At 64.8% G+C, this 7,871-nt stretch carries 4 protein-coding genes and 1 pseudogene; 4 read left to right on the top strand and 1 reads right to left on the bottom strand.

Translation table 11 applies throughout. From position 1 onward, the window contains the following. The first annotated feature begins 415 nt into the window (after positions 1-415). From BGI27_RS17010 to BGI27_RS17000, 4 genes and pseudogenes are all read left to right on the top strand, one after another. A pseudogene (locus BGI27_RS17010) lies at positions 416-2,113 on the top strand (AMP-binding protein). A gap of 14 nt (positions 2,114-2,127) precedes the next feature. Then, positions 2,128-2,568 (top strand): bifunctional acyl-ACP--phospholipid O-acyltransferase/long-chain-fatty-acid--ACP ligase, encoded by a 441-nt coding sequence (locus BGI27_RS18590; protein ID WP_263406643.1) that lies wholly within the window; start codon positions 2,128-2,130, stop codon positions 2,566-2,568. 197 nt (positions 2,569-2,765) lie between these two features. Further along, complete coding sequence (locus BGI27_RS17005) at positions 2,766-4,715, top strand: AMP-binding protein (protein WP_223871885.1); 1,950 nt, start codon at positions 2,766-2,768, stop codon at positions 4,713-4,715. Then, positions 4,712-5,143: a YqaA family protein gene (locus BGI27_RS17000; RefSeq protein ID WP_095525982.1), complete on the top strand. Its 432-nt coding sequence runs from the start codon at positions 4,712-4,714 to the stop codon at positions 5,141-5,143. Before BGI27_RS17005 ends, BGI27_RS17000 begins: the two co-directional genes overlap by 4 nt. Positions 5,144-5,301: 158 nt before the next feature. Here the strand turns inward: BGI27_RS17000 and BGI27_RS16995 are convergent, their stop codons facing one another. Next, on the bottom strand, positions 5,302-7,578 hold the full coding sequence (locus BGI27_RS16995) for an NADP-dependent malic enzyme (protein ID WP_095525981.1): 2,277 nt from the start codon (positions 7,576-7,578) through the stop codon (positions 5,302-5,304). Between the last annotated feature and the right edge of the window lie 293 nt (positions 7,579-7,871).

Raw genomic sequence — 7,871 nt, 5'->3', positions numbered from 1 at the left:
GCGCCTTCTTGCATCTCGCATGCGCCTATATCTGGCTACTGTGAACACGCCCTAGGAAATTCACAAAAAAAGCTTTGATTGTGCGCAACAACATCAAAGCTTTTTGTTGCGCCAAATCATGCTGCAGCCTTTTCGCCCATCACATAGCTAACTGACCGATGGCTCCCAAATTAAGTAGCAAACATCGAGCCATACGTATGAGTACGGGCGGACGGGTTTGAACGTACCTTAAATTAGGGACACGAATATTTGCATTCCACCCATGTAAATACAGCTCACCGCGGCATCCTGACAAACCCTTGGTTTCCGCACTGCACAACGCTTTCCCCCCTGCTTTGCGCTAAAGTCCGGGCTTCAGTCATCTTTACCCACATAATCCGGTGGATTTTGCGACATTCGGAGCCCGACAAATCCTATGAAGCTGGCCAGACGTCTGGGCGTGCTTGCCCTGCGCTTACTCGCACGCCTGTTCTTCCGCCTTGAAGTCCGGGGCGATCCGGACGTACGCGCCGAACGCCTGCTCATCATCGCCAACCACGAATCACTGCTCGACGGGCTGCTGCTCGGCATCACCCTGCCGCATGACTCTGTATTCGTGGTGCATACCGGCGTTGTCCGCAGTCCGCTGTTCCGAGCCGTACTGAATCTGGTGGATCATCTGGCGGTCGACCCTACCAGCCCGATGGCGATGAAGACCATCATCCGTCTGGTGGAATCCGGCCGCCCGGTGGTGATCTTCCCCGAAGGCCGCATCACCACCACCGGCAGCCTGATGAAGACCTACGACGGCCCGGCCTTCGTCGCGGCGCGCACCCGCGCCACCATCCTGCCGGTGCGCATCGACGGAGCCGCGCGCACCTACTTCTCGCGCCTCTCCGGCCACCAGCCGCGCCAGCTGTTTCCGCGCATCACTATCTGTATACAGCCGGTCACGCGTCTGGAGATGCCGCAGGTGCCAACCGCCCGTGCGCGCCGCCGCATCGCCGGGGAACGCATGCGTCGCCTGATGCAGGAGATGATCTTCGCCAGCCGGCCGCGCCAGACGCTGTTCGAAGCACTGCTCAGCGCGATCTCCATCCACGGCCGTTCCTGGGCGCTGGTCGAGGACATCAAGCAGATCGAATACACCTATCGCGATCTGCTCAAGATGACGCTGGCCCTGGGCAGGCTGGTATCGCGCAAATGCGCCGACGAGGAGCGTGTCGGCGTGCTGATGCCCAATCTTGCGCCCACGGTCGGCCTGATCTTCGGCCTGTCGGCGTTCCGCCGCGTACCGGCGATGCTCAACTACACCGCGGGCGCCGAAGGCATGCTGGCCTCCTGCCAGGCCGCACAGATAAAACGCATCGTCACCTCGCGCGCCTTTATCGAACAAGGCAAGCTGGAAGACCGCATCGAGTTGCTCTCCAAACACTGCGAGATCCTTTATCTGGAAGACCTGCGCGGCGAGATGACGCTGAAGGACAAGCTCTGGCTGGTCCTCTGGGCCATGCATTTCCCGCAATGGGTGGTACCGCGCGGCGACGCCGAAGAGCCCGCTGCCGTGATGTTCACCTCCGGCTCCGAGGGCAAGCCCAAGGGGGTGGTGCTGTCGCACCGCGCGATTCTCGCCAACATTTAGCAGGCACGCGCCGTAGTGGATTTCTCGGCGGAGGACAAGGTTCTCAACGCGCTGCCGCTGTTCCACTCCTTCGGCCTGACCATCGGCGGTCTGTTGCCCGCCATCTCCGGCGCGCGCGTGTTCCTGTACACCTCGCCGCTGCATTACCGCGTGATCCCGGAACTGGCCTACGACCGCGGCTGCACCATCCTGCTGGGAACCTCCACCTTCCTCGCCAACTACGCCAAGCACGCCCACCCTTACGACTTCTACCGCCTGCGCTACGTGGTGGCCGGCGCTGAAAAACTCACCTCCACGGTACGTAGCCTGTGGTTCGAGAAGTTCGGCATCCGCATCCTCGAAGGCTACGGAGCCACCGAATGCGCACCGGTGCTCGCGGTGAATTCGCGCATGGCCTACCGCTCGGGCTCCGTCGGTCAGTTACTGCCCGGCATCCAGGCGAAACTGGTGCCGGTGCCCGGTGTGGAAACCGGTGGCGCGCTGCATGTGTAAACGGCCCCAACGTGATGAGTGGCTACCTGCGCGTCGACAACCCCGGCGTGCTGGAGCCGCCAGCCTCCGAACTAGGGCCGGGCTGGTACAACACGGGTGACATCGTCGAAATCGACGACGACGGTTTCGTGCACATCGTTGGCCGTCTCAAGCGTTTCGCCAAGGTGGCTGGCGAAATGATCTCGCTCGAAGTGGTCGAGCGCCTGGCCATCGTCGCTTCGCCGGACGCCATGCACGCAGCCTCCAGCCAGCCGGACGCCTCGCGCGGCGAAAACATCCTGCTGTACACCACGGACGCGACTCTCACCCGCGATCGGCTGATCGCCGCCGCACGCGAATCCGGCAGCCCGGAAATCGCCGTGCCGCGCCGGATCATCACGGTCGAGGCCCTGCCACTGCTGGGCACCGGCAAGACAGACTACGTCACCCTCAAACAATGGGCGGAAGCGGCCTGAGCCGTCCGCCCCGAAAGCGAACAACCCGATGCTCCGCTGGATCCTCCGCGCCCTGTTGCGCCCCCTGTTCCGCCTGGCATTCCGCGTGCACGGCAGCGCCCATATCCAGGCCGAACGGCTGCTGATCGTCGCCAACCACGAGTCATTCCTCGATGAATTGCTGCTAGGCCTGTTCCTGCCCCAGAAGCCCGTGGTGGTTGATCTACACCACCGCCACCTGCCACCGTCTGTTCCGCCTCTTCTCGCGCCGTCTGGTCGATTACCTCGCCATCGATCCCAACAATCCGATGGAGATGAAGGGCGTGATCCGCCTGATCGAAAGCGGCCGCCCGGTGCTGATCTTCCCCGAGGGCCGCGTCACCACCACCGGCAACCTGATGAAGACCTACGACGGCCCCGGCTTCATCGCGGCCAAATCCGGAGCCACCATCCTGCCGGTGCGCATCGACGGCGCCGCGCGCAGCCGCTTCTCGCTGCTCGGCAGCCAGGCTCCCCGCACCTGGTTGCCCCGCATCCGCCTGTTCGTGCTGCCGCCCACGCGCATCACCCCGCCCAGCGCGCCACACGGCGAACAGCACTACCTCGCTGGCCAGGCCATGCGCCGCGTGATGACGGATCTGATGTTCGCCGGCCGCCGCGAACAAACCCTGCCCGAAGCGCTCGTCGAAGCCGCGCGCCGACGCGGACGCGGCTGGCGCCTGCTTGGCGACGTGGAACACACCGATTACTCCTACAACGACATCCTGCGCTCAGCCTGGGTGCTGGGCCGCAAGATCGCGCAACGCACGGCGCCGGATGAAACCATCGGCCTGCTGCTGCCCAACGTCGGCGCACCGCTGGCCCTGCTGTTCGGCCTCTCGGCCTGGCGCCGCATTCCCGCACTGCTGCCCTACACGGCTGGCAACACCAGTCTGCGCGCAGCCTGCACGGCTGCCGGCATCCGTCGCGTGATCAGTTCGCGCGAATTCATCGCCCGCTTCAAGCTCGAAGGGAGCCTGCGCGCACTCGACGGACTGGAGGTACTGTGGCTGGAAGACCTGCGCGACGCCATCAGCCTCGGCGATCGCGTCTGGTGGCTGCTGCGTGCGCGTTTCAGCCCGCTGTGCGCTTGCCCGCGCAGCCATGCCGACGACCCGGCACTGGTGATGTTCACTGCCGGCTCGGAAGAGAATCCCAAAGGCGTACTGCTGTCGCACCGCGCACTGCTCGCCAACGTCGCGCAGATACGCGCGGTGCTGGACATCAGCAGCAACGACGTGGTGCTCAACGCCCTGCCGCTGCATCACAGCTTCGGCCTCACCGCCGGCGCGCTGATCCCGCTGCTCTCCGGCGCCAAACTGTTCCTCTACCCCTCACCGCAGCATCACCGTGTCGTCCCCGAACTGGCCTACAACAGCTCGGCCACCATCCTCTGCGGCAACAACAGCTTCCTCGCCAACTACGGCCGCCACGCACACCCCTACGACTTCTCGCGCCTGCGCTGCGTGATCGCTGGCGGGGAGAAGGTGACGCCCGAAGTGCGCGAGCTGTGGTTCGAGAAATTCGGCGCACGCATCTTCGAAGGCTATGGTGCCACTGAAGCCGCCTGTGCCATCGCGCTGAACAATCCGATGGCCAGCCGCTGGGGCAGTGCCGGCCCCTTGCTGCCGGGCATCCAGCATCGGCTGCAACCCCTGCTGGGCCTGCCGGCCAACGCCGGCGTGCTGCACGTGGCCGGCCCCAACATGCTCAGCGGTTACCTGCGCACCACCCACCCCGGCGTGCCGGCGGCACCGCAATCCTGCTTCGGCCCTGGCTGGCTGGATACCGGTGACGTGGTCAGCTTCGACGATGATGGATTCCTCCACGTGCTGGGCCGCGCCAAGCGCCTGCTCACCCACGCCGAAGCATCCGTTTCGCTCGGTCTGATCGAGCTGATCGCCACCGCTGCGGCACCCGATGCCGATCATGCCGCGCTGGAGACGCCACCCGGCGAGATCCTGCTGCTGACCACCGCGCCAGCCTTGGACACGGAAGCCCTGCACACAGCCGCTGCAAGACTTGGCTGGCCGGAGCATGCCCTGCCCGCACGCATCGAGCATCGCGCCAGCCTGCCCATGCTGGCGCCCGGAAAACCCGACTACGCGGCATTGACGCCCTCGGCGTGAGCGACTGGCTTTCGCTGCCGGGGCTGTTCCTCGCCTCGCTGCTGGCCGCCACGCTGCTGCCCACCTCATCCGAAGCACTGCTGGCGGCCTTGCAGCTGGATGGGCAACACCCGACCTGGAGCCTGCTGCTGGTCGCCGGCACGGGCAACACGCTGGGCTCGGTGGTCAACTGGGTGCTCGGGCGCTATCTGCTGCACTGGCACGCACGACGCTGGTTCCCTTTCAGCGCGGCACAGCTCGCGCGCGCCGAGGTGCGTTTCCAGCGCTGGGGGCTGGGCTGCCTGCTGTTCGCCTGGCTGCCCGTCATCGGCGATCCGCTGACCTTCATCGCCGGCATGCTGCGCGTACGTTTCTGGCCGTTCCTGCTGCTGGCCTGCGGCAAATTCCTGCGCTATGTCGTCGTGCTGTACGCGGCGAACTGGTTTTAACGGCCCGTACACACGAAAGGACGCCCGTTCATGCTTCGATACCTCGGCACGGATGGGGTTGTGACAGCGGCAGTGACCAAACCAGAATCCGCCCGCCCCCGGAACAAGTCCGGGGCAAGATCCAGGGTATCGAAATGCGAACGGATTCCGCCTGCCGCTCAACGCGCGTTGTGATTCGCCTCCGCCACCGTCAGCGCGGTCATGTTCACGATGCGACGCACCGTCGCGGTGGGCGTCAGGATATGCACCGGGCGGGCAGTGCCCAGCAGGATCGGGCCGATGGTCATGCCGTCGCCACAGGCAGTCTTGAGCAGATTGAAAGCGATGTTGGCGGCATCCAGCGTAGGGAAAACCAGCAGGTTCGCCGGTTTCTGCATGCGCGTGTTAGGGAAGATCTGCGCACGCAGGGTGGCGTCCAGCGCGGCATCGCCATGCATCTCGCCCTCGGCGGCGATGTCCGGCCGGCGTGCGTGCAGCAGTGCCAGCGCCTGGCGCATCTTCGCCGCGGTGGGCGTTTCGTCGCTGCCGAAACTCGAATGTGACAGCAGGGCCACGTGCGGTGTGATGCCGAAGCGTTGCAATTCCTCGGCGGCCAGACAGGTCATCTCATAGAGCTGCTCGGCCGTGGGGTCGTAATTCACGTAGGTGTCGCACAGCGCCACGGTACGGCCCGGCAGTACCAGCAGATTCATGGCATAGCAGTGGCTCACGCCGGTACGCCGGCCAAGCACGTTGTCGATGAACTGCAGGTGCTCCGCATGCTGGCCGGTGGTGCCGCAGATCATGCCGTCGGCCCAGCCGAACTCCAGCATCAGGGCGCCGATCAGCGTGCTCTGGCGCAGCACCTCGCGCCTGGCGCGCTCGGCCGTCACGCCACGCCGCTCCATGATCTGGTGATAGCGTTGCCACAGCTCCTTGTAACGCGGGTCGGAATCCTGGTTGACCAGTTCGAAATCGACGCCCGGGCGCAGACGCAAACCAAACCGCTCGATGTACAACGCGATCACCTCCGGACGGCCGATCAACACCGGCTGGGCGATTCCCTCATCCACGGCGGTCTGCACCGCGCGCAGCACGCGCTCGGATTCGCCTTCCGCAAAGATGATGCGGCGCGGCGCCGTTCGAGCGGCGGCGAACACCGGCTTCATGAGCAGGCCGGAATGCCAGATGAAGTTGTTGAGCTGCTGGCGGTAGGCCTCCCAGTCGGCGATCGGCCGCGTGGCCACGCCGGAATCCATCGCCGCCTTGGCCACCGCTGGTGCGATACGCACGATCAGACGCGGATCGAAGGGGCGCGGGATCAGGTATTCACGCCCGAAACAGACCGGTTGCTCGCCATAGGCCGAGGCGACCACGTCCGACTGCTCTTCGCGCGCCAACGCGGCGAGCGCCTGCACGGCAGCCAGCTGCATTTCATCGTTGATGGTGGTGGCCCCCACATCCAGCGCGCCGCGGAAGATGAAGGGGAAGCACAGTACGTTGTTGACCTGATTGGGGTGATCCGAGCGGCCGGTGGCAATCACCGCATCCGGCCGTACTTCACGTGCCAGCGCCGGCAGGATTTCGGGCACCGGATTGGCCAGCGCCAGGATCAGCGGATCGGGCGCCATGTGTGCCAACAGCTCGGGCTTGAGCACGCCAGCCGCCGAAAGCCCCAGAAACACGTCTGCATCCTTGATGATCTCGCCCAGCGCGCGCGCCTGGGTCGGCTTGGCGTAACGGGCCTTGAGCGGGTCCATGTCCTCGGTGCGGCCTTCGTAGACCACGCCATGAATGTCCGTCACCCAGATGTTTTCCAGCGGGATGCCCAGTTTTTCCAGCAGCCCGAGGCAGGCCAGCGCGGCGGCACCGGCGCCGGAAGTCACCAGTTTCACCTTGTCCAACGGCTTTCCCACCAGATGCAATCCGTTGAGGATGGCCGCACCGACCACGATGGCCGTGCCGTGCTGATCATCATGGAATACCGGGATACGCATGCGCTCGCGCAACCTGCGCTCGATGTAGAAACACTCTGGCGCCTTGATGTCTTCAAGATTGATGCCACCGAACGTGGGCTCCAGCGCAGCGATGATGTCCACCAGCCGGTCCGGATCGCGCTCGGCCAGTTCGATATCGAATACATCGATGCCGGCAAACTTCTTGAACAGCACTGCCTTGCCCTCCATCACGGGCTTGGCTGCCAGTGGCCCGATGGGGCCCAGCCCCAGCACGGCGGTGCCGTTGGTGACCACGCCGATGAGGTTGGCGCGCGCGGTGTAGAGGCTGGCGGTAGCCGGGTCTGCCACGATGGCATCGCAGGCGGCGGCGACGCCGGGCGAGTAGGCGAGCGAAAGATCGCGCTGATTGCTCAAAACCTTGGTGGCCTGGATTGCAAGTTTGCCCGGCCTCGGCTGAGCGTGATATTCCAGCGCGGCGGCGCGCAGGTTGTCGTCCATGGAAAACCTCGTTGGGATCGGAACTGCCTTCTTGTCATGTGATACGGCGCAAGCACTCGGGGCTCGTGCCGGGCTCATCGGGAATCTTTGTCCCTGTGCAAAACTCGATGCGTAAGTTGTAGCGTACTCCCCTGCATTGCGCTGGGGGTGCTTCGGGGCAGCCCTGCCAGAGCGCCCCCAGCCACCGATGCTCAGAGAGAGGAACTGTTTGAGTTCCGGGGTCTGCGGGTTGCCGAACAACGCCTCGGGCGCCCCCATCTCATGCACCCGGCCCTGGTGCATGAAGATCACCC

Source organism: Candidatus Dactylopiibacterium carminicum, assembly GCF_014736495.1.
Taxonomy (GTDB): domain Bacteria; phylum Pseudomonadota; class Gammaproteobacteria; order Burkholderiales; family Rhodocyclaceae; genus Uliginosibacterium; species Uliginosibacterium carminicum.
Note: the sequence above shows the minus strand (reverse complement) of the source record. Positions and strands in the feature narration are given on the sequence as shown.

Coding starts and splice junctions, on each gene's coding strand:
- BGI27_RS18590 (WP_263406643.1), top strand. CDS start 2,128: ATGAGTGGCTACCTGCGCGTCGACAACCCCGGCGTGCTGGAGCCGCCA.
- BGI27_RS16995 (WP_095525981.1), bottom strand. CDS start 7,578: ATGGACGACAACCTGCGCGCCGCCGCGCTGGAATATCACGCTCAGCCG.